The sequence below is a fragment of the Staphylococcus sp. CoH_129_LAB_1 genome (assembly GCF_058191515.1).
The window spans coordinates 21,792-43,780 of the sequence record NZ_JBXWKZ010000016.1; the positions used below are offsets into that span (position 1 = coordinate 21,792).

The following is a 21,989-nucleotide window of genomic DNA, read 5'->3' on the forward strand; positions in this document are numbered from 1 at the left end:
TTTTAATTAAAATGAGTAGTAAAAAATAAATTTACCATACATAGGCAAAATATCATAATATTAAAATAAATTAAATAAATTGAGATGATTTTCTTTTTTAAATACATAACGATATATCCTGTATAAAGAAGCGTAATAATGACAGACAACATAACCTTCGGATCTTTAAATATTGACACACCAACTGCATATATTCCCCATTGAGCAATTAAAATAACACTCAATATTAATATCACTAAACCGCCTACAGTTGAGTAAAAGACTATCTTTTCTAGAGTTGCCACACTACCAATTCTAAAATATTTCTGATTAAAATTTTTCTCCTTAAGGTTTTTATATTGAATGATGTATAGCAATGCATTTACAAATGCAAGTGCAAAAAAAGCATAACTCAATACTGCAAGACCAACATGTACAAGTAATAATTCGTTTATAACTTTTACTCTTTGTATACTCTTTGTATAATGTTCAGGTCTAAATGTATTCATCATTAATAAAATAAATCCAATTACATTCAGAAAAAACACAGAAAAACTTAAAACTTTAACAATATTTAAAACTAAAGAAATAGATATAATGATCCATGACAAGAAGAAGAAAACATCAAATATGGAGTTAAGTAATATATTACTATGTGAAGTAATATACATAGACAAAGAGATTGTTTGCAAAAACCAAACAATCCCTAAGGTATAAATTCCAAGTACTCTAACCTTATGACTTTTCTTAACAAAGTCTATAAAATAACAAAGAATGCTAATTAAATATATAATTAATATAATTTCATGAAATCTAATAAATAGTGTTTCCTGCATATTCTCACCATTTTAATATGCTTATTCAAAACTAAAGATATGTCGTATTGAAAGTTCCTTTTCTTTTTTGCGATCTTTCATCGTTTTATAAGGATCTTCAGCTTCAATATCAAATATATTTTGAAATAGCTCTAATTTTTCATTACTCTTTTTATCGTTACTCAATTCCTTAGCCTGCTTAATAGGATCTTTTAACATTTGATTAATTATACTTTTAGTATGTTTTGAAATGACTGTTCGTTCTCGATTTGATAGATTAGGTAATTTTCTATCAATACTATCCATTGTTTCAGCTTGAATAGTCATTGCTTTTTCACGTAAAGCTCTTATTACAGGAACTACACCCAACATATTTACCCAGTCATTATGTGCTTTAATTTCAGCAGGAATTTTATTAGAAATAGCTTCAGCCGCCATTTGTCGTTCTTTTAAGTTAGCATCAACTAAACCTTTTAAATCATCTACATCATAATTAAATACATAATCACTTAAATCATGACATGGCTCAATATCACGTGGTACTGCTATATCTAATAATAACAGTTTAGATTTTCTATATGATAATGCTTGGTTAATCATATTTTTAGTAATCATATAATCTGGTGAACTAGTGGAACTAATAACGATATCTGTTGAAGCTAATAAACTAGGCAAAGATTCCAGTTTATCATAACTTACATGATGTTTTTCAGCTAAAATTTTAGCTTTACTTTCTGTACGATTTACAATTGTAATATCATCAATGCCTGAGCCAAGTAAATTTAATAATGATAATTCACTCATTTCACCTGCACCAATAATAATAGCTTGTTTACTTTTTAATTTACCTAACACTTTTTTCGATAATTCCACAGCAGCATATGAAACACTCACAGCATTATCTGCGATATCTGTTTCATTATGTGCTTTTTTAGCAAAAGTAATTGCTTGTTTAAATAGATGATTAAAGATAGTTCCAGTTGTTTTTAAATCTTGTGCTAAGAAAAACGCCTCACGCATTTGTCCTAAAATTTGTGTTTCTCCTAACACAATTGAATCTAAACCTGAAGTTACACGCAATAGATGCTCTACTGCTTCGTCCCCCACTTTCACTTCAGACATTGCCTTTATATCATCTACTTCGAATCCAAATGAACGAGCTAAAAATCGTTGAATATAATATCGTCCAGTATGAATTTGATCCACTACAGCATATACTTCTGTACGATTACATGTCGATAATATTACGTTTTCTAAAATCGCTTTAGTTTCGAATAAATCTTCATTGGCTAATCGTAAGGCATCATCTCTAAAAGCAACTTGCTCTCTTACAGCTACATCAGCAGTACGATGATTTATGCTAATAGCAATAAAATGCATTTATAACGCCCTCCATATACTAACAGTATTGTTAGTATAACACATTTTAAAATGAATTTAAGTTGGATGCTCAAATAAATTAGAAACATTCTAATTTGAAGTCAAAATTTCGTCACTTAATTACTCAATATTCTTTTTTTAATTTATATAGTTAGAAATAATATCCCAAATATATTGTTGTTTAGAATTTTGAATTGAAGAATAACTAATAATCGTGTCATTAGGATCTAAATCTAATTTTTCTTTTATATTTTTTATATGTTTCTGAACTTTACCTTTCGCAATTTTATCTTCTTTAGTACAAACAACTAATGTTGGAAGATCAAAATGTTTTAAATAATTATACATTAATACATCATCTTCGGTAGGATTATGTCGTAAATCTACAAGTTGAATGACTAAACCTAGATGTTCTCGTTTGGTTAAATATTCTTCAATCATTTTTCCAAATTTTTCACGCTGTGATTTACTTACTTTTGCATATCCATATCCAGGAACATCGACAAAGATAAGTTGTTCATCAATATTATAAAAATTTAAAGTCTGTGTTTTTCCGGGTTGCTGTGAAGTACGAGCCATATTTTTTCTGCCAATCATACTATTAATAAAAGAGGACTTCCCTACGTTAGAACGTCCACTTAAAGCAACTTCAGTTAAATTGGTTTCAGGATATTGTTCTTCTTTTACTGCACTAATTATTAATTCTATATTATTTGGGTTAATATTCATATTTAAACACCTCTTCATTGTTATAGCTGCTTTATTATAATATAAATGTTTCAAAATCTAAAATTTTAAAAAAATGAATATGTATAAAAATAAGGAAGTAGTTTCGAATTCTAATGAATTCTATCACCACTTCCTTATTTTATGATTGCGAATTAAGCTGATGTTTTAGTACCATTCAATAAATTGCCCTCTGAATCGTACAATTCAGGTTCAATTTCATCATTAATTGTTTGATCAGTCACTATCACTTTAGCAACATCCGTTGATGAAGGAACATCATACATAATATCAATTAAAGATTCTTCTATAATCGATCTTAATCCACGCGCTCCTGTTTTTCGTTCAATTGCTTTTTCACTGACTGCCGCTAAAGCTTCTTCTGTAAATTCTAATTCAACGTTATCAAGAGCTAACATTTTGGTATATTGCTTAACTAATGCATTTTTAGGTTGGGTTAAAATATTTTTAAGTGCTTCCACGTCTAATGTTTCTAAATTAGCAACAATTGGTACACGTCCGATAAATTCTGGGATTAAACCATACGCTTGTAAATCTTCAGGACGAATTTGTGCTAATAAAGCTTCTTCATTATACTTATCAGCTTCGTTACTAGCAAAGCCAATGACTTTTTCACCTAAACGACGTTTAATCACTTCATCTATGCCATCAAACGCACCACCTAATATAAATAGAATATTAGTTGTGTCAATTTGAATCAATTCTTGGTTAGGATGTTTACGTCCACCTTGAGGTGGCACACTTGCTGTTGTACCTTCTAAGATTTTGAGTAACGCTTGTTGCACACCTTCACCAGATACATCACGTGTAATTGATGTATTTTCAGATTTTCTAGCAATTTTATCAATTTCATCTACGTAAATAATTCCTTTTTCTGCTTTATCAATATCAAAATCAGCAGCTTGAATCAAACGTAGTAAAATATTTTCAACGTCATCACCAACATACCCAGCTTCAGTTAAGCTTGTTGCATCTGCAATAGCAAATGGTACATTCAATGTTTTAGCAAGTGTTTGAGCAAGTAATGTTTTACCACTACCAGTTGGCCCAATTAAAGCAATATTACTTTTTTGTAACTCAACATCATCTTCATTTGGACCTAATTGTTGAATACGTTTGTAATGATTATAAACGGCAACTGCTAAAGATTTTTTAGCTTTTTCTTGGCCAATAACATATTCATTTAAATGGTCCATAATTTCTTTAGGCGTTGGTAATTCAGTAAATTCTTCTGAAGTAGTTTGAGCTAACTCTTCTTCAACAATTTCAGAACATAATTCGATACATTCATTACAAATATATACACCACTACCTGCTACTAATTTTTTTACTTGATCTTGGTCCTTACCACAGAAAGAACATTTTAAATTTTCTTCGTCTTCATTAAATTTAAACATTCATTTACACCTCTATCCTTAAACGACTATACTAGATAGCATTCTACAATGCAAATTGATAGTTAACAACTAAAATGCTTAAAACATATAGTAGCAGATACATATAAATGATGCACCTGCTACTAATTTTAAACACTATATCAATTTAAAAGTTTATTATTTGTCTTCTTTTTTATCGTCTTTAGCTGACTCTACATATTTAGCATTGTCTTTTAATAAGTCAATTACTTTTTGAATACGAACATCATTTTTAATGATATCAGTATTACCAAGAGTTTGTTTAATATCTTCAACTGAGATATTAAATTGACCACTCATTTTTTCTAATTCTTTGTCAATATCTTCATCTGTAACTTCGATATTTTCTTCATCTGCAATTGCTGATAGTGTTAAGTTTGTTTTAACACGTTGCTCTGCATCATCTTTCATTTGATCTCTTAATTGAGATTCATCTTGGCCAGAGATTTGGAAATAAGTTTGTAAGTCTAAACCTTGTTGTTGAATTCTTTGACCAAATTCTTGAACCATACGATCTAATTCAGTGTCAATCATAGCTTGTGGAATATCAATAGTTGTATTTTCAGTTGCTTTATTAATTGCTTCTTCTTTTTCAACATTTTCAGCATCTTGTGCTTTTTGTTCTGATAAACGTTTGCGTAAGTTTTCTTTATATTCGTCTACTGAATTAGCATCTGAATCTAATTCATTTGCGATTTCATCAGTTAATTCAGGTACTTCTTTGTATTTAATTTCATTTACTTTAGTTTTGAATGTAGCTTCTTTACCAGCCAATTCTTCAGCGTGATATTCTTCAGGGAATGTTACAACAACATCTTTTTCTTCTCCAGTTTTAACGCCTACTAATTGATCTTCAAATCCTGGGATAAATGAACCTGAACCGATTTCTAAATCATAACCATCAGCTTGGCCACCTTCAAATTGTTCACCATTCACATAACCATCAAAGTCAATGTTTACAGTATCTCCTTCTTCAACTGCACCATCTTCTTTAACAACCATATCAGCCAAATGGCCTAAACTATGATCAATTGCGTCTTGTAAATCTTTATCAGTTAATTCAGAATCTTGTTTTTCAATTTCAAGACCTTTATAATCTCCTAATTTAACTTCAGGTTCAACAGTAACTGTTGCTTCAAATTCGAAATCTTTACCTTTTTCAATTTGAGTTACATTGATTTCAGGTTGAGCTACTGGATTGATTTTAGTTTCTTCAATAGCTTCACCATAAGCTTCTGGTAAAAGAATATCTACTGCATCTTGATATAATGCTTCAACGCCAAAACGTTGTTCGAAAATTGGACGAGGCACTTTACCTTTACGGAAACCAGGCACGTTAATTTGTTTAACCACTTTTTTAAATGCTTGATCTAATGCTTTATTTACTTTTTCTGCTGGAACAGTAACTTTTAATAATCCTTCGTTACCTTCTTTTTTTTCCCAAGTTGCTGTCATGTATAAATACCTCCATGCTTACATTTTTAATTTTTTCAACTTCCCTATTATATCATAGGTCCAATATGGACACAAACAATGTTTTATAGGGGCTTGTTAATAATAATTCAACTTTACTGAATAATTTAAATAAACTAAAATGATTTGCTCATATTTAATTATCTAACTGTTGAATAAATGTTAGTAATTCTTGATTAACTTCACTTATTTCTATACCAATCATTGACTTAAAATAAACATCGTAAGCTATTACCCAATCTTTTTCATTATAAAGCGAAAATATATCAATTGGATATAGTTTAATTGAGTGATTATTCATCACATATAGTGCTTCATTTTGAATATTCAAAGCTCCATCTTCTAATTTATCTAGTACTTTTGGAATAACAGAAGTTTTTAAATCTGTATGTTCTAAACCTTTTAATTTTGCAGGTATGATGTTCACTTCATAGCCATACTTCTCAATTTTTATTTCACTATCATAATTCGCAAAGCGTAAATATTCTAGCATGAGACTTTTTAAATTATAAGATTCTATTTGGCTAGACAATAATAAACCAACTGTCTTTCTAAACTCATAATGTCCGTTATCAATAAGTTTAATTATTAATTTAGTTTGACGATTTAAATCTAAACTAAAAAATTTTGATAATAATTGACTAGAACGGTTTTTATCTTCATCTAATTTAGATTGTGCATATTCTTTTAATGGAAAGAGCGCCATCCTAGTTTTATGTTCTTTTACTTCATTAATAATTTGATTAATGACCTCAATTGCTTCAAAATTCTGATTTAAACCTATTAATGCCTCTATATAGTAAATGATAAGTTCATCGTAATGGGGTATACCTTTTTTTAAAAAAATAATTGCTTCTTCTCTTAATTCTAAATATAACTCTAATTCATTTAACATTTCACATTTAATCAATGATAATTGATTGTCTAATTCAAAAGAGGCTTCATATATATCAAATAATTGATACATTTCTTTATATTTATTTTGTTGTTTTGCATTTAAAATATTATGGTACAACTTTTGCTTTGATTGAGGGAAAGGGATAATGTCAGACATATTGAGCCCCCTTTATTTTAAATCTTTTAAAATTAACGCACTCCATGATTCAAAATGATTTAAATCATTTATTTTATCTTGTGATATCCAATTAATTTTTAAAGTGTCCGTTTCTTTTACTTCTACATCACTAGATTTTACCTTAATTTTAAAAACAACACCTATATGAACTTTTCCAACTTCATTAGTATCATCATTAATAAAACCAATATATTCCATATTTTGAGATCTATCTTCAGTTAACCCCACTTCTTCATGGAGTTCTCTTTGTGCATTCACTCTTAAAACTTCATTAATTGAATCCGCACCAACAACATTGTTCATATGTCCACCTACACCTACTGAAGATTGACCATGTAAGCGTTCTTCCCCGCCGCCACTTAAACGTTGGTATACTAAGATTTCATCATTTTCATTTTCTAAAAGACAATACGAAATGAGTTGTTTGTAAGATGGATTGTCTTCCATATCTCCACGTCTTTTTACTTCATAATTTTTAAACGCATCAAATATTTCTTCACCTTGACTTTGGTTTTTCGATAAGAATCCATTAAATGCATTTTTTTCATTATTAAATAATATTTCTCTTGATACGACAATTATTTGTTCATCAAATTTAGACATAGCTAACTCCTTGAAAGTAATATTCTTTTTTAATAGTTTAACAAACCAATGATTTAAATCTCAATTATATTTAACTGGTTCTTTTACTTATCATATTTCTATTAAAGAATACTTGATGAATAAAAGTAAATAAAAAAGCCAATAAGGATTTATAATCACCTTATTGGCTTTTAAATATTAATTATTTTAAAGCATCTTTAGCTTTTGATACTAATTCACCGAAAGCTTTATCGTCTGAAATAGCAATTTCAGAAAGCATTTTACGGTTAATATTAATGTCAGCTTTTTTCAAGCCATTCATTAAACGAGAGTAGCTGATGTCATGTTGACGAGCAGCTGCATTAATACGTGTAATCCATAATTTACGGAAATCACGTTTACGTTGACGACGGTCACGGAATGCATATTGACCTGATTTCATAACTTGTTGTTTTGCTACTTTATATAATGTATGTTTTGAACCGAAGTAACCTTTAGCTAATTTAATCGTTTTTTTACGACGTGCTCTTGTTACTGTTCCACCTTTAACTCGTGGCATGTTGAATTCCTCCTTAAATATATCGCTTTATCATCGTTCGAAAGTAATATTAATTATTTTTTGTAAGCTAATAATTGTTTTACGCGTTTCATATCGCTTTTAGATACTAATTTAGCTTTACGTAATTTACGTTTTTGTTTAGTATTTTTATTTGCAAATAAGTGAGATGTGAAAGCTCTAGAACGTTTTAATTGACCTGAACCAGTTCTTTTAACACGTTTAGCTGCTCCACGGTGAGTTTTCATTTTTGGCATGATTCATTTCCTCCTAATAAAAATAAATTATTTTTCGTTTACAGGCGCTAACATAATGAACATTTGACGCCCTTCCATTTTAGGTTTTTGTTCAACAGTGGCAATATCTTTACATTCGTCAGCAAATTTTTCTAAAACACGTTGACCAATTTCTTTGTGTGTAATTGCACGACCTCTGAAACGAATAGAAACTTTACATTTGTCTCCTTTAGTTAAGAACTTACGTCCATTTTTCAACTTAGTTTGGAAATCGTGTTCCTCAATAGTTGGACTTAGACGAATTTCTTTAACATTGATAACTTTTTGTTTTTTCTTCATTTCTTTTTCTTTTTTCTGTTGTTCGAATTTGTATTTACCATAATCCATAATTCTTGCAACAGGTGGTTTAGCATTTGGCGCTACAACTACTAAATCTAATTCAACTCTTTCAGCCATTTCAAGAGCTTCTTTTTTAGATTTAACACCAATTTGGTCACCATTTTGGCCAATTAAACGTAATTCTTTTGCGCGAATTTTTTCGTTAACTTGCGTTTGATCTTTTGCTATGGTTGACACCTCCCAAAATTTTACGAAATTTTCCCAAGCAAAAAGAGCGGACAATATTTGCCCGCTCTTCACTCATACACAATAATTGTGTGACATGATTAACCTGCCAACAGCTTAATGCGTCGCTACAGGTGAGAAACGGGTGTTTCTACTTGGTTCGTTTCGTAATCAACGTTATTAATCATATCAAGTTTTATTATGCATGTCAATCATTTTTTTACATTTTTTAATGATGCTTTACTTCATCCATTGATACATCTTGACTTAAATCAACTTCTTCGAGAGGTATTTTTTTAGTTTTGTATCTTAATTTATGATAAATAAAGAATACTAAAAATACTGGAATACCCATATACGTAATAATAAATCGATTAAGATCGAAGTTCCCTGTTTTGATGAAATCCACATCTTGTCCAACAATCACAATCACACATAATATACCTGCAAATATTGGACCAAATGGGAACCATTTAGCTTTATATTTTAACTCCGATTTACGATGATGTTGAACATTAAATGCTCGTCTAAAGCGATAGTGACTTACTGCAATACCTACCCAAGCGATAAACCCTGTCATACCGCTGGCAGCTACAATATATTCATAAGCATTGCCACTTAATTTTTGTACTAAGAAAATAATGACTACAAGTATACCAGTAGCAACCAATGATAAATATGGCACACCATGTTTATTTGTTTTACCAAACGAAGCAAAAGCTAATTTGTCTTTACTCATTGAATATAACATACGTGTTGATGCATACATACCTGAATTACCAGCTGATAATACTGAAGTTAAAATAACTGCATTCATAAATGAAGCAGCGAATGCTAATCCTGCATTTTTAAAGACAAGCGTAAATGGAGATGTTGCAACATCGTTATCTCCGCCCATTAAAGCATTACTATCATAAGGAATTAACATACCAATAACAAAGATGGCTAAAATGTAAAATAATAATATTCTCCAGAAAACTTGTTTAATTGCTTTTGGTACAGCACGTTCTGGATTCTCAGATTCTCCAGCAGTAATACCTATTAATTCAGTACCTTGGAATGAGAAACCAGCAACTAAGAATACACCTAGGATTGAAAGTAAACTACCGCCAAGATTTCCACCTAGGATTGGCCCATCACCTTTAGTAAATGTCTCAAATCCTACAAAATGTCCACCCATAATTCCTAATATAGTTAAAATACCGATAATTATAAAAATAATTACTGTAATCACTTTTATAAGTGCAAACCAATATTCACTTTCACCATATACTCTTACAGATAAAGAATTTAATGCGAAAATAATAACTATAAAGATACAACTCCATACCCATGCTGGAATCCCCGCCATAGGTGTCCAATACTGAATGACTTGCGCTGCAATCGTTACATCTGCCGCTACAGTAATTACCCAGTTAAACCAATAGTTCCAACCTAAAGCAAATCCTAATGATGGATCTACAAATCGTGTTGCATAGGTACTAAATGAACCTGAAACAGGTAAATACGTCGCCATTTCTCCTAAAGAAGTCATTAAAAAGAATACCATAGCTCCAATAATTGCATATGCGATAAGCGCACCTAATGCACCAGCATCGTGAATAGCACCACCAGATGTCATAAATAGGCCTGTACCAATACAGCCTCCCATTGCAATCATAGAAATGTGACGATCTTTTAACCCTCTCTTCATACCGTTATCTTGATTTTCAACTTTACTCATATAAGCTCCCTTTCCTAATGTAGAGGTTAGCTAAGTATTTATTTGTTATGTGAAGATAATTAACATACTTAATTTTTATAAATGATATGTAAATCAAATTACAAATTAAAAAATAGGTACATACCGTTAAGATATGCACCCATTACTTAATCTATATCGGTAGCACATCACAAACTGTGACAGTACAGTTTCTATTCGATAACTGTCCCAACAAATCATAAGTATGGTTATCATTTGTTTCGGCATCTTTACCTTTCATACTTTCAACATACGTTCCATATCAACTTCTGAAGTATTACTTTTTAAAGATGCAACCTCTAACTCATTTTTATTTAACTACTTTGTAATATACATTAAGGATATTATTTTATCAAGACTATCTACGTTTTTTTAGACGAATTTCATCTACTAAGTTCCAGATAAATTCATCTCTTTCTATTGTTTCTTGATCTTGTGATCCATACTTACGCACATTTACTTCGTTGTTTTCAACTTCTTTATCTCCCACTACAATTTGATAAGGAATTTTTTGCATTTGTGCTTCTCGAATTTTATAGCCCATTTTTTCGTTACGATCATCAATCTCTACACGAACGCCTTGAGATTTTAATTCGTCTTGTAAATTTCTCGCATAGTCATAATGTAAATCTACATTTACAGGAATAATCTCAACTTGTTTTGGAGCTAACCATGTTGGGAAAGCACCTTTAGTTTCTTCAGTTAAGAAAGCTACAAAACGTTCCATAGTTGAAACTACACCACGATGAATAACAACAGGACGGTGATTTTCACCATCACTACCAATATATGCTAAATCAAAGCGTTCAGGTAGTAAGAAATCAATTTGTGCAGTTGAAAGTGTTTCTTCTTTACCCATTGCAGTTTTAACTTGAACATCTAATTTAGGACCATAGAATGCTGCTTCTCCAATGGCTTCAACATATGGTAATCCCATTTCATCTACAGCTTCTTTAAGCATAGATTCAGCTTTATTCCACATGTCGTCATCGTCCATATATTTTTCTTTGTCTTCAGGATCTCTGTAACTTAATCTGAAAGTGTAATCTTCGAAACCAAAGTCTTCATAAACATCTTGTATCATATGAACAACACGTTTGAATTCATCTTTAATTTGGTCAGGACGTACAAAGATATGAGAATCATTTAAAGTCATACCTCTTACACGTTGTAGACCTGATACTGCACCACTTGCTTCATATCTATGCATAGTTCCTAGTTCTGCAATACGAATTGGTAACTCACGATATGAATGTGGCTTATTATTATAAACCATCATATGGTGTGGACAGTTCATTGGACGCAATACCATTTCTTCAGTTTCATCTAATTTCATTGGCGGGAACATATCATCTCTATAGTGATCCCAGTGACCTGAAGTTTTATAAAGATCAACATTCGCTAATACTGGGGTATACACATGATCATATCCCATGCTTACTTCTTTATCCACAATGTAGCGTTCAATTTCACGACGGATTGTTGCACCATTTGGTAACCATAGTGGGAGACCCGCACCAACAAGTTGACTATTTGTGAATAATTCTAAATCTTTACCTATGCGACGGTGATCACGTTCACGACGTTCTTCTAACATTTCTAAATGTGCTTTTAAATCTTTTTTATCAAAGAAAGCAGTACCATAAATACGTTGTAACATTTTATTGTCACTATCTCCACGCCAATATGCACCTGCAGTAGAAAGTAATTTAAATTCTTTAATTTTTGAAGTAGATGGTACATGAACACCGCGGCATAAATCTGTAAATTCACCTTGAGTATATAATGTCACATTCTCATCTTCAGGAATCGCATCAATTAATTCTAATTTATATGGATCATCTTTAAAGAAATCTTTAGCTTCTTCACGAGAAACCACTTTACGTTCAATTTTATGATTTTCATTAACAATTTGTTTCATAGTTTTTTCAATTTTTTCAAAGTCATCTGATGATACTTTCTCATCCATATCAAAGTCGTAGTAGAATCCACCTTCAATCACTGGACCAACACCGAATTTAACATCTCCATAAATTCGTTTTAATGCTTGAGCCATTAAATGAGCAGTAGAATGACGTAATACCTCTAGAGCTTCGTCGCTACCGGGTGTAACAATTTCAATTGCCCCATCTTCTTCAAGAGGTCGAGTTAAATCAACTAGTTGATTATTGAATTTTCCTGCTACAGCTTTTTTTCGAAGTCCAGGACTGATTGATTGTGCAATATCTTCTGTTGTAGTTCCTTTGTCAAATGATTTTGAATTGCCGTCTGGAAACTTAATATTAATTTGTTCCATTTTTAAACCCTCCATAAATTTTATTCTATGATCGCTGAAGAAAATAAAAAAACTCCTCCCTATAAAAGGGACGAGTTTGTCGCGGTGCCACCCTAGTTATCTAGACATTTCCTAGATATCTCTTCATAAGATAACGGTCTTGAGCCGGACACTGATTACCAGTATCTAAATATGAAGGAGTAATAATTTAATGTATCAACCAAATTCTCATCAATGATTGGCTTGCTGTATGATAGAGATTAAATTATCATATCTTCATTTATTTCAACGATTTAGATTTATCTTTATTATACATCACACATTATAAATTTCAATTATTTCGTAAATTTTTTCCATCTAAATAAAATTCGTTTGCTAAACTTTTAATACGTTCAATAATTCGAGCAGCTTTTGTTATTTCTGCACCTTTATTTGAAATAGATAAATGATGTTCTAATTCTTCTAAATTAAGATTTGAACTAAAGAATGTTGGTAATTCATGAACCATGCGATAATGTAATAAGGGCCCTATTACCTCATCTCTTACCCATGTTGTAACATCTTCAGCTCCAATATCATCTAACATTAATATATTTGCTTCTCGTATACGCTCTAACTTTTCATTATAACTTCCATCTTTAAAACCACCTTTTAATATACGAATGTATTCAGGTAAGTATACTATCGTAGATGGTACATGTTTTGACTTAAGCTGATTAGCGATGGCTCCTAAGATAAAAGATTTACCCGTTCCAAAAGGGCCTTGTATATAAAGACCTTTTACGTGTTCACCATTAACTAACTTTTTACAAATATCGTTGACTTCCATAGCTATTTCAAGTCGACTTCTGTCGTTAGTATAAATATCTTTCACTTTAGCATTCAACGTATCACGTTGCATGTGATGAGCTGTAATAAGTTGTGAACTTAGGCGTTCTTCATCATATTTGATTTTGCAAGGACATAGTCGATAACGAACTTTAATACGCTCATTTTCTATATATAATTCTGGAACATGACCTTTAACAAAGTTTGGACAGTGGGCATAATCATGTCCATCGTAATGTTTTTGTTGATCTTTATATTCTTGAAGTACGTTCAAATCTTTATCAATCATTTCATTGGTAAGTTCTGATTGGTGTTGATTTAAAAATTGTTTAACATCATAATCATTTATAACTTGATTTTTTATTTTAGCAATTCTTTTGTTTAAATTATCTTGATTTTTTATAAGTTTACTAAATGGTTTCATCTAATCCTCCCAATCTTGTTCTAATTGAGCACGAAACGCTTCTCTATCTTTTTCAAATTGCGCATCATTATTTTTAGGTTTTTCAACTTGTTGACTTTTGTCTTTTAACCATTTTGGTGTTTTTTCTATTGAAACAACTTCACGTTGTTTATACTGACGTTTAGCCTTTTTAGTTGCATTGTCATTAATTTGTTGATTGGTTTTAAGCGCATAATCATATGCTTGTTGTGCTGTTTTTATACCTAGCTTTTTCCAATTCGAAGCAATCTCAAATATATAGGATTTAGGAAGCTTCATTTCATTCTTAAGCATTACAAATTGTAATAAAATATTTATAACACCAAATGACAGTTTCTCGCGCTCAATCAACTCTTCTACCATTCTCTTTTGCTGTAAAGTTGGTTCTGATTCTGACCAAGACGCTAGCATATCGATAGGACTTGTGTCTTCTAATAACTTAAACCAATTATCATTTTCCTTTGAATCATCGGTAGTTTTATTTTGACTCTGTGGTTGTTCTAAATGATTAGAAGGGTTAGCTTTAGTTTGTAACTTTGGAAGCTGTTGTTGATGCTCAATTAAGTAATGAGACCTTGCTTGTTTTCTCATTTCTTCAAATGATAACGTTTGATTTTGTGTGATAGAGTTAAGAATGATTCGTTTCATAGAAGTAGGCGTTAAACCATATAAAGTAGCCAATTGTAAAATTAATTGTTTAGCCTCTTTAGTAATGATTTCTCCACTTATAAAATGATGTTGTAACATATCTCTTAACATATCAAAATCAAATGATTCATTATCTAAATCTATAGTGGCAGATTGATTTTCCTTTTGTATCGTTGAGGCATCAATAGATATATTTTTATGTGGAACCTTGAATACATCAGTAAATTTACGCGTTACTTGTTGAAATGATTTTAGATTTGGTTCATCTTTTTCAAAATACGCTTTTAAGTCTTTATATCTTTGATTATCAACTGCATTGTATAAGTATATAGATAACATTGGATCATTGAAAAATTGATACGCAGTTGGAGGTTGTATCAATTCATATATAAAAAAGGATTGATTACTATCATGTTTTACAAATGTTTTAACTAACCCTATACCTTCAAGTAAATCCATATATTCACGAAATTCTAATAAATTTATCTTAAGCTCATTCATAATTGTATAATGCGTAAGAACTGTATCTTCAACTTCATCGATAAATTGGTTCATAAAATGATATACACCAATAGCTTTAAAACCAATTAATGGAATGTACAATCGATTTAATATCTCTAATTGTTGATGATTAAAGAAAAAATGCCGATATACTTTAAATCCATCGTGTGGACTTAAACCATACTCATACGATTTAAAACTCATTTATGAATCACTCCGTTTGTTATCATCCAAAATACCTTGCATCGACGCCAATAATTGATCCACATCTTTAAACTCTTTATATACTGACGCAAATCGTACATAAGAGACTTGATCAACATGCATGAGTAAATTCATCACATGTTCACCTATATCTCTAGATGAAATTTCTGTATGACCTTCATCGCGTAATTGCCATTCTACTTTATTAGTAATATCTTCTAGTTGTTGAAATCTAACCGGTCTTTTTTCACATGATCTTACAAGACCATTTAATATTTTTTCTCTTAAAAATTGTTCACGTGTTCCATCTTTTTTGACAACAATAAGTGGACTCACTTCAATATGTTCAAATGTTGTAAATCTTGTCCCACAATTCTCACATTCACGTCTTCTACGTATTGCGTTAGCTTCATCAGCATGTCTTGAATCTACCACACGTGAATGTGTGGCGCTACATTTTGGGCATTTCATATCTGTCACCCTCTTGAATAGATTATGCTCCATTATACTATAAAAACGATTTATGATAAAAGAACTCATATACATCGATAATAAATTGATACAACTTAACTATCTAAATATATAATAGAATATAAAAAGGAAAGTGAAATAGAATTGAATATAAATTCTAGTTTCACTTTCCTATACATGAATTATTAAAACATCTCATTTAATTCTAATTTATAAAATTGATAACTTCATATTAGATTATCCACTCTAAAATATGAAACCTTTAGTCCTATTCAAAACTTAAACTACAGTCACTGTAGATTGTTCTACTAATTGTTCACCAATAAGTTCAGCTACTTCTACCACTCTATTAGAATACCCCCATTCATTATCATACCAAGCAATCACTTTCACTTTATGATCCCCCATTACAATTGTATTCTCAGCATCGATAATAGCTGAATGTGGATTAGTATTAAAATCAACAGATACTAAAGGTGCATCTTCTACTTCTAAAATACCATCTAAACCTGAATTGCGAAACGCATTGTTAATTTCATCAACAGTTACCGATTTTTCTAAATCTACGACTAAGTCAACTAATGAAACATTTTTTGTTGGAACACGTAAAGCTAATCCATGAAGTTTACCTTCTAGTTCTGGTAAAACTTCTTTTAATGCTTTTGCTGCTCCAGTCGAAGTTGGAATAATACTTTCATTACATGAACGTGCTCTTCGTAAATCTTTATGAGGGTTATCAATATTTTTTTGATCATTAGTAATTGCATGAACAGTAGTCATTAATCCATTTACAATACCAAATTGATCATTTAAAACTTTAGCAACTGGTCCTATACAATTTGTTGTACATGAAGCATTACTAAAAATGTCATAGTTTTCAACATCTAATTTATCATCATTTACCCCTTTAACAATCATTTGGACATCTCCACCTTTTGATGGACCGGTTAATAATACTTTTTTAGCACCGGCATGAATATGTCCGATTGCTTTATCACCATGATTAAATTTGCCAGTTGCTTCAATAACAATATCTATATTTAAATCCTTCCATGGTAAATTTTCAGGATTTCTATCTGACACTAACTTAATGTCATGGTTATCAACACGGATACCACCATCAATTGGTTCTACTTTTTTATCATAGCGTCCATGTGTTGTATCATAGTTAATTAGATGCGCAATTGTTTCAGGTGGATAGCTTGCATTAATAGCAACTACATTTAAGTTTTCATTATGTAATGCAATTCTTAATACCATTCTCCCTATTCTACCCATACCATTAATTGCAATATTTGTTGACATTTAAAGCACCCCTTGTTTTATATGTTATACTTTATGAAATTAGTATAACATAATAATTTTCAAACGAAAGCGTTTTCTAAAAATAATGTAATTTTTATATTTTAAATTTATGTAGCTAATATATTTTTGAATAAATAAAAAAGAGTCTGAGACATAAAGTTTCTGGATAAGTGAAAAAGACAAGTTCTATTGAAATAATATAGAACTTGTCTTTTCCATAAATTTTTTATTATTTTCAACTTATTGGGTTGCTCGTTTTCTAATATTGAGTACCATTAGTAGAGTAAGTTAAGTCATGTTATATTCTTTATATAAGGAACCTTGTTAATTTAGTTTATTGGTATTTATTAATTGATACGAAAGGATCTTATTTTTTAAGTATTAAGTATTTCAATGTAAAATTACATATAAACACAAAGTATTTTGGCGAGACTTTTGTGTGAACAGAACAAGCTGAAGACTACAGGCTGAATCTATCATCTAAGAAAGCGAGCCAACAATACGTAGTATTGTAAATAAAGAAGCCAGTAAATGAATTTATAATACACTCATTTACTGGCTATTTTGCTAGGGATTATGTCCCAACCTCTTTCTCCTTATTACTAATTAATGTACCCTTTTTCAATTAATAGTTGCTTAAGATGTTTTTCTAATTCGGATTTACTTCCTAAATTATCTAAAACATAATCAGCCATTCTACTTTTCTTGTCGATTGATATTTGACTATGAACTCTCGCTTTTGCTTGATCTAAGTCTAAATTGTTTCGTTTCATCAAACGTTCAATTTGTACACTTTCAGATGCGTAGACTAGCCATATTTCATCCACAGTATCTTGTAAATTATTCTCAAATAGAAGCGGAATATCCATAATTACATTATATCCTTGTTGTAAATACTGTTGTTTTTCTTGTTCCATAATCGTTCTTACAATAGGATGAACAATCTCATTAAGCTCTAATCGTTTTTCTGGATGATTAAATACTAATTCTCCAATATATTGTCGATTCATTTCTCCATCACTCGTGATTGCTTCATCACCAAAAGTGGCTTTAATTTGTTCTAAGCCAGTTGATCCTTTTTCTACTGCCTTTCTTGAAGCTATATCTGCATCGACAATTTTAAATCCATATTCTGACAATAATTTAGAAACTGTTGACTTTCCAGTAGCTATTCCACCTGTTAATCCAATTACTTTAGGCATTTGTATCACCGCTCACTTTATTTATTTCTGACAATATGGGCAAAAATGACTATTTCTAGATGCTATTACTTTTTGTTCAATGTCATGGCCACATACTTTGCATGTTTTTTGTTTATATACATTTAAATGTAATTGCATTTCTCCTGTTTTTCCATCTGCATGACGGTAATCTGAAATGCTCGTTCCTCCATTATCTATACCCTCTTTTAAAACTTCTTGCACATAATAAAAGAGCATTTGTCTTTCTTGATGAGAAGTCTCTTTAACTTTTCTAGCAGGATGAATACCAGCTCTAAACAATGCTTCACAAGCATAGATATTTCCACATCCTGCTACGATTTTATGATCCAGTAACATTTGTTTAATAGGTTTATTCGCTACTTTTTTTTGAGATAAATAGTGATTAAAATGTTGTAACGCTTCTGCATCAAAAGGCTCAGGCGCTATTTCTAAAAATGAAGGATAATCTTCAAATGAATTTAGATTTCTAATCTCACCAAATCGACGTATATCTGAAAATACTAATTTTTTCCCATTATTTAAATGGAAAATCACGTGCCAATGTTTACGATAGTTGGGGATTGCTATATCAGATAGGTGATTAACAATGAAAAATCCACCGGCCATACCTAAATGACTAAGTAACACACGTTTACGATTATGTTTTTCAATATGAAAAACAATATATTTACTTCTTCGTTCGACTTTAATTATCTTATAGCCTTCGCAATTCAAACGAAAACCATCTAAATTCATTCCTTTGATAATCGTTTCTTTATTCTGACTTTTACCTTCAATTACTTTTTTAGAAAATGAAATACTTTTAATTGTAGTATTTACAATAAAAGGTTCTATTCCCCTTTTAACGTGTTCAACTTCTGGTAATTCTGGCATTATTCATTCCTCTTTCTATTTCGCATCATACCAAGTAGGACCATAATTAGAGTCTACTTTTAATGGAACATCTAGGTCTAATGCATGTTCCATAATATCTTCAACAAACGAACTAAATTCTTCAACTTCAGACTTAGGAACTTCAAATATTAATTCATCGTGTACTTGTAAGAGTAATTTAGCTTTGTAAGAAGTATGTTGAATTTGTTTATCAAATTCAACCATGGCAAGTTTAATAATATCAGCTGCACTTCCTTGAATTGGAGTATTCATAGCTGTGCGTTCCGCAAAACCTCTTACATTAAAATTACGACTAGTAATATCTGGAATATAACGTCTACGATGTAATAATGTTTCAACATAGCCATTGGCTTTGGCATCTTTAACAATGTCACTCATATATTGCTTAACTCCAGGGAAACTAGCTAAATAATCGTCAATAAATATTTTTGCCTCTTTACGTGTAATATTTAAGTTTTGACTTAAGCCGTAATCACTAATGCCATAAACAATTCCAAAGTTTACAGCTTTGGCTTGTCTACGCATCAAATCAGTGACTTCCTCCGGTTCAACACTAAATACTTTTCGTGCAGTAGCAGTATGAATATCTTGTCCATGAATAAATGCTTCTTTTAAACTGTCATCTTGTGTAATATGTGCTAACACACGTAATTCAATTTGAGAATAGTCTGCAGATAAAATAACACTATCTTCAGATGTAGGTTTAAAAGCCTTACGTATTTTACGCCCTTCTTCAAGACGAATAGGTATATTTTGTAAATTTGGATCAACTGAAGATAATCGTCCTGTTTGTGCTAATGTTTGATTAAAACGAGTGTGTATACGTTTATCATTACTAATGACTTTTTGTAATCCTTCTACATAAGTAGATTGTAATTTAGCTAATTGACGATATTCTAAAATATCATTAATGATTGGATGTTCGTTTTTTAACTGTTCTAGAACATCTACAGCAGTAGAATAGCCTGTTTTTGTTTTTTTAATTACAGGTAGTTTTAATGTTTCAAATAACACAACCCCAAGCTGTTTAGGTGAATTAATATTAAAATCTTCTCCTGCTGCATCATGAATACGCTGAACAAGCAATTCTAATTTCTCTTGTAATTCTTGTTGCATACGTTGTAAATCATTCACATCTGTATAAATACCAATTTCTTCCATTTCACTTAAAATGCGTGCTAAAGGAAGTTCCAAATCTTTTAGTAAGTTCATTTGTTGATGTGATTCTAATTCTTTTTCCATTAGAGGTTTCACAGCATCAATAGATTTAGTAATAGATGCAATATGTGTATTTAATATTTCAGTATTAGGAACTTGGCGTTTTTTTCCTTTTCCATAAACAGATACATCTTCCTTAACGTAATTTTGGTGGTAGTTTGTTACGACAGAATAAACATCATCTATAGTTCGTGATGGATCGATAATATAGCTTGCTAACATCGCATCAAAAACAATATTTTGAATATTGATATTTAATCTATGTGCTATAACAAATGTTTTTTTTGCATCGTAAACTACTTTTTTAGAGTTCTCATTTTCCAACCATTTAATAAGTTCTGGATAATCTTTAATATTATCTATATCAACAACTATATAACGTTCTTTATCGTAAAAACCAAATTTTAAAATATCATCTTTTAAATAATTAGAACCGTCTATTTCAAAATGAATCACCGCTTCATCAAGATGATTAAAATCTACATACTCAAATGTAGGTAAAATATCAAATGAAATATGTTCTTGCTCTAACTCAGAGGGTTCATTATCTATATCTGATAATAGCTGTTTAAATTCTAATTTCTTGAAAAGTTCAATTTTTTCATGATTATCCTCGGTATCATTTAATTGAGTGTCATCTAAAGTTACTTTAATCGGACTATGACAATTAATTGTAGCAAGTTCCTTACTCATTAATGCATCTTCATGACTGAGTTCGAGCTTTTCTTTTAATTTTTTACCTGATACTTTATTGATATTTTCATAGACGCCTTCTACAGACTCAAATTGATTTAAAAGTTTAATTGCTGTTTTTTCTCCTACACCAGCTACACCGGGTATATTGTCTGAATTATCTCCCATTAAACCTTTCATATCAATAATTTGTGTAGGTTTTAAACCATTGTATTTTTCTGCTATAAATTCTGGAGTATAGTAATCAACATCTGTAATCCCTTTTTTAGTATAATAGATAGTCACATTTTGAGTCGCTAACTGTGTTAAGTCTCTATCTCCAGTCACAATAATAGTTTCAAAACCATTTTGGTCTGCTTCTTTACTAAGCGTACCAATAATGTCATCTGCTTCGTAATTTTCTAATTCATAATGTTTAATATGATAAGCATCTAACAATTGGCGAATATATGGGAATTGTTCACTTAATTCAGGTGGTGTTTTTTGTCTCCCACCTTTGTATTCACTAAATTTAGCATGTCTAAAAGTCGTCTTACCTGCATCAAATGCTACTAAGAAATGCGTGGGTTGTTCTTCTCTGATAATTTTTTCGAGTAATTTGGCAAACCCAAGGACTGCATTTGTATGAATACCTGCTTTATTAGATAAAAGTGGCAATGCGTAAAAAGCTCTAAAACTTAAACTATTGCCATCTATCAATACTAATTTATTCAAATTTTAAACC

19 protein-coding genes, 1 pseudogene, 1 riboswitch and 1 other annotated feature are annotated in these 21,989 nt (G+C 30.7%); all 20 genes and pseudogenes read right to left on the reverse strand.

The window, feature by feature from the left end; genetic code table 11:
• Positions 1–2: 2 nt before the first annotated feature.
• Positions 3–815: a cytochrome c biogenesis protein CcsA gene (gene ccsA / locus AC2FB1_RS06395; RefSeq protein WP_490674446.1), complete on the reverse strand. Its 813-nt coding sequence runs from the start codon at positions 813–815 to the stop codon at positions 3–5.
• A gap of 21 nt (positions 816–836) precedes the next feature.
• A complete protein-coding gene (gene hemA, locus AC2FB1_RS06400; protein WP_490674447.1) occupies positions 837–2,174 on the reverse strand; it encodes a glutamyl-tRNA reductase in 1,338 nt (445 codons plus the stop codon).
• 138 nt (positions 2,175–2,312) lie between these two features.
• Complete coding sequence (gene yihA, locus AC2FB1_RS06405; protein WP_490674448.1) at positions 2,313–2,903, reverse strand: ribosome biogenesis GTP-binding protein YihA/YsxC; 591 nt, start codon at positions 2,901–2,903, stop codon at positions 2,313–2,315.
• A 152-nt stretch (positions 2,904–3,055) separates the two neighbouring features.
• Positions 3,056–4,318: an ATP-dependent Clp protease ATP-binding subunit ClpX gene (clpX, locus tag AC2FB1_RS06410; RefSeq protein ID WP_490674449.1), complete on the reverse strand. Its 1,263-nt coding sequence runs from the start codon at positions 4,316–4,318 to the stop codon at positions 3,056–3,058.
• Between the two features lie 156 nt (positions 4,319–4,474).
• Positions 4,475–5,791, reverse strand: a complete 1,317-nt coding sequence (gene tig / locus AC2FB1_RS06415) for a trigger factor (protein ID WP_490674450.1) — start codon at positions 5,789–5,791, stop codon at positions 4,475–4,477.
• A gap of 154 nt (positions 5,792–5,945) precedes the next feature.
• The gene (locus tag AC2FB1_RS06420; protein WP_490674451.1) at positions 5,946–6,863 is read right to left on the reverse strand and encodes a hypothetical protein; all 918 of its coding nucleotides are present in this window, start codon (positions 6,861–6,863) and stop codon (positions 5,946–5,948) included.
• Positions 6,864–6,875: 12 nt separating this feature from the next.
• Positions 6,876–7,487, reverse strand: a complete 612-nt coding sequence (locus AC2FB1_RS06425; protein WP_490674452.1) for an NUDIX domain-containing protein — start codon at positions 7,485–7,487, stop codon at positions 6,876–6,878.
• Between the two features lie 181 nt (positions 7,488–7,668).
• Positions 7,669–8,025, reverse strand: coding sequence for a 50S ribosomal protein L20 (rplT, locus tag AC2FB1_RS06430; RefSeq protein ID WP_002448983.1), 357 nt, complete (start codon positions 8,023–8,025; stop codon positions 7,669–7,671).
• Between the two features lie 53 nt (positions 8,026–8,078).
• Complete coding sequence (rpmI, locus tag AC2FB1_RS06435) at positions 8,079–8,279, reverse strand: 50S ribosomal protein L35 (RefSeq protein WP_002448990.1); 201 nt, start codon at positions 8,277–8,279, stop codon at positions 8,079–8,081.
• A gap of 27 nt (positions 8,280–8,306) precedes the next feature.
• Positions 8,307–8,834, reverse strand: coding sequence for a translation initiation factor IF-3 (gene infC, locus AC2FB1_RS06440; RefSeq protein ID WP_490674453.1), 528 nt, complete (start codon positions 8,832–8,834; stop codon positions 8,307–8,309).
• A gap of 23 nt (positions 8,835–8,857) precedes the next feature.
• Positions 8,858–8,985, reverse strand: a sequence feature (ribosomal protein L20 leader region).
• A 66-nt stretch (positions 8,986–9,051) separates the two neighbouring features.
• The gene (locus AC2FB1_RS06445) at positions 9,052–10,545 is read right to left on the reverse strand and encodes an amino acid permease (RefSeq protein ID WP_490674454.1); all 1,494 of its coding nucleotides are present in this window, start codon (positions 10,543–10,545) and stop codon (positions 9,052–9,054) included.
• A gap of 152 nt (positions 10,546–10,697) precedes the next feature.
• A riboswitch (Lysine riboswitch) is annotated at positions 10,698–10,873 on the reverse strand.
• A 48-nt stretch (positions 10,874–10,921) separates the two neighbouring features.
• The gene (gene thrS / locus AC2FB1_RS06450) at positions 10,922–12,859 is read right to left on the reverse strand and encodes a threonine--tRNA ligase (protein WP_490674455.1); all 1,938 of its coding nucleotides are present in this window, start codon (positions 12,857–12,859) and stop codon (positions 10,922–10,924) included.
• Between the two features lie 310 nt (positions 12,860–13,169).
• Positions 13,170–14,090: a primosomal protein DnaI gene (gene dnaI / locus AC2FB1_RS06455; RefSeq protein ID WP_490674456.1), complete on the reverse strand. Its 921-nt coding sequence runs from the start codon at positions 14,088–14,090 to the stop codon at positions 13,170–13,172.
• Positions 14,091–15,461, reverse strand: coding sequence for a replicative helicase loading/DNA remodeling protein DnaB (gene dnaB / locus AC2FB1_RS06460; RefSeq protein ID WP_490674457.1), 1,371 nt, complete (start codon positions 15,459–15,461; stop codon positions 14,091–14,093). It lies immediately after the preceding gene.
• Positions 15,462–15,932: a transcriptional regulator NrdR gene (nrdR, locus tag AC2FB1_RS06465; protein ID WP_490674458.1), complete on the reverse strand. Its 471-nt coding sequence runs from the start codon at positions 15,930–15,932 to the stop codon at positions 15,462–15,464.
• A 279-nt stretch (positions 15,933–16,211) separates the two neighbouring features.
• Positions 16,212–17,237, reverse strand: coding sequence for a type I glyceraldehyde-3-phosphate dehydrogenase (gene gap / locus AC2FB1_RS06470; RefSeq protein WP_490674459.1), 1,026 nt, complete (start codon positions 17,235–17,237; stop codon positions 16,212–16,214).
• A 39-nt stretch (positions 17,238–17,276) separates the two neighbouring features.
• Positions 17,277–17,519, reverse strand: a pseudogene (locus AC2FB1_RS06475) (hypothetical protein); the annotation flags it as partial.
• 320 nt (positions 17,520–17,839) lie between these two features.
• A complete protein-coding gene (coaE, locus tag AC2FB1_RS06480; protein ID WP_490674460.1) occupies positions 17,840–18,439 on the reverse strand; it encodes a dephospho-CoA kinase in 600 nt (199 codons plus the stop codon).
• Positions 18,440–18,460: 21 nt separating this feature from the next.
• Positions 18,461–19,333 (reverse strand): bifunctional DNA-formamidopyrimidine glycosylase/DNA-(apurinic or apyrimidinic site) lyase, encoded by an 873-nt coding sequence (mutM, locus tag AC2FB1_RS06485; protein WP_490674461.1) that lies wholly within the window; start codon positions 19,331–19,333, stop codon positions 18,461–18,463.
• A 15-nt stretch (positions 19,334–19,348) separates the two neighbouring features.
• The gene (gene polA, locus AC2FB1_RS06490) at positions 19,349–21,979 is read right to left on the reverse strand and encodes a DNA polymerase I (RefSeq protein ID WP_490674462.1); all 2,631 of its coding nucleotides are present in this window, start codon (positions 21,977–21,979) and stop codon (positions 19,349–19,351) included.
• Positions 21,980–21,989 lie beyond the last annotated feature (10 nt).

Bases quoted from the DNA above. Each gene is read 5' to 3' on its own strand.
- rplT (WP_002448983.1), bottom strand. From the start codon at position 8,025: ATGCCACGAGTTAAAGGTGGAACAGTAACAAGAGCACGTCGTAAAAAA.
- rpmI (WP_002448990.1), bottom strand. From the start codon at position 8,279: ATGCCAAAAATGAAAACTCACCGTGGAGCAGCTAAACGTGTTAAAAGA.
- mutM (WP_490674461.1), bottom strand. From the start codon at position 19,333: ATGCCAGAATTACCAGAAGTTGAACACGTTAAAAGGGGAATAGAACCT.
- dnaI (WP_490674456.1), bottom strand. From the start codon at position 14,090: ATGAAACCATTTAGTAAACTTATAAAAAATCAAGATAATTTAAACAAA.
- nrdR (WP_490674458.1), bottom strand. From the start codon at position 15,932: ATGAAATGCCCAAAATGTAGCGCCACACATTCACGTGTGGTAGATTCA.
- coaE (WP_490674460.1), bottom strand. From the start codon at position 18,439: ATGCCTAAAGTAATTGGATTAACAGGTGGAATAGCTACTGGAAAGTCA.
- thrS (WP_490674455.1), bottom strand. From the start codon at position 12,859: ATGGAACAAATTAATATTAAGTTTCCAGACGGCAATTCAAAATCATTT.
- AC2FB1_RS06425 (WP_490674452.1), bottom strand. From the start codon at position 7,487: ATGTCTAAATTTGATGAACAAATAATTGTCGTATCAAGAGAAATATTA.
- AC2FB1_RS06420 (WP_490674451.1), bottom strand. From the start codon at position 6,863: ATGTCTGACATTATCCCTTTCCCTCAATCAAAGCAAAAGTTGTACCAT.
- ccsA (WP_490674446.1), bottom strand. From the start codon at position 815: ATGCAGGAAACACTATTTATTAGATTTCATGAAATTATATTAATTATA.
- yihA (WP_490674448.1), bottom strand. From the start codon at position 2,903: ATGAATATTAACCCAAATAATATAGAATTAATAATTAGTGCAGTAAAA.
- clpX (WP_490674449.1), bottom strand. From the start codon at position 4,318: ATGTTTAAATTTAATGAAGACGAAGAAAATTTAAAATGTTCTTTCTGT.
- hemA (WP_490674447.1), bottom strand. From the start codon at position 2,174: ATGCATTTTATTGCTATTAGCATAAATCATCGTACTGCTGATGTAGCT.
- tig (WP_490674450.1), bottom strand. From the start codon at position 5,791: ATGACAGCAACTTGGGAAAAAAAAGAAGGTAACGAAGGATTATTAAAA.
- gap (WP_490674459.1), bottom strand. From the start codon at position 17,237: ATGTCAACAAATATTGCAATTAATGGTATGGGTAGAATAGGGAGAATG.
- AC2FB1_RS06445 (WP_490674454.1), bottom strand. From the start codon at position 10,545: ATGAGTAAAGTTGAAAATCAAGATAACGGTATGAAGAGAGGGTTAAAA.
- dnaB (WP_490674457.1), bottom strand. From the start codon at position 15,461: ATGAGTTTTAAATCGTATGAGTATGGTTTAAGTCCACACGATGGATTT.